This window comes from Blastomonas sp. CCH1-A6 (genome assembly GCF_001556365.1).
Taxonomy (GTDB): domain Bacteria; phylum Pseudomonadota; class Alphaproteobacteria; order Sphingomonadales; family Sphingomonadaceae; genus Blastomonas; species Blastomonas ursincola.
The window spans coordinates 1-597 of the sequence record NZ_LSIS01000203.1 but is presented as its reverse complement, the minus strand read 5'-3'; the positions used below and the strand labels follow the sequence as shown (position 1 = coordinate 597).

Genomic DNA, 597 nt, shown 5'->3' with positions numbered 1-597 from the left:
CTCGTTCGGCAGGAAGATGCGCGTCGGGCAGCTCTCGATGATGGCCGGCGCGATGTTAGAGGTTTCGATGTCGGCCAGGCTCTGCGTGGCGAAAACGACGCTGGCGTTCTTCTTCCGCAAGGTCTTAAGCCATTCGCGGAGCTGGGCTGCGAAGTCGGGGGTGTCGAGAACCAGCCAGCCCTCGTCGATGATGATGAGCGTCGGCGAGCCGTCCAGCCGGCCTTCGATCCGGTGGAACAGGTAGGACAGGACGGAGGCGGCTGATCCGCCGCCAACCAGGCCCTCCGTCTCGAACGCCTGCACCGACGCTTCGCCGAGCCGTTCGACCTCGGCATCGAGCAGCCGGCCCCACGGTCCACCAAGGCAATAGGGGGCGAGCGCCTGCTTGAGCTGCTGGCTCTGGAGCAGAACCGCGAGCCCGGTCAGCGTGCGTTCCGGCACGGGCGCACTGGCAAGGGAGCCGAGCGCCGACCACAGATGCTCCTTGGCCTGCGGATCGACGGGGACGCCTTCGCTGGCGAGGATCGCCGCCAGCCATTCGGCCGCCCATGCGCGCTCGGCCGGATCGTCGATACGGGCGAGCGGCTGTAGCTGGAC

At 67.8% G+C, this 597-nt stretch carries 1 protein-coding gene; it reads right to left on the bottom strand.

The features are described 5' to 3' along the window. Positions 1-597, bottom strand: a 597-nt coding sequence (locus tag AX735_RS09020; protein WP_156447452.1) for a TraG/VirB4 family ATPase, incomplete at both ends; no start/stop codon positions are given.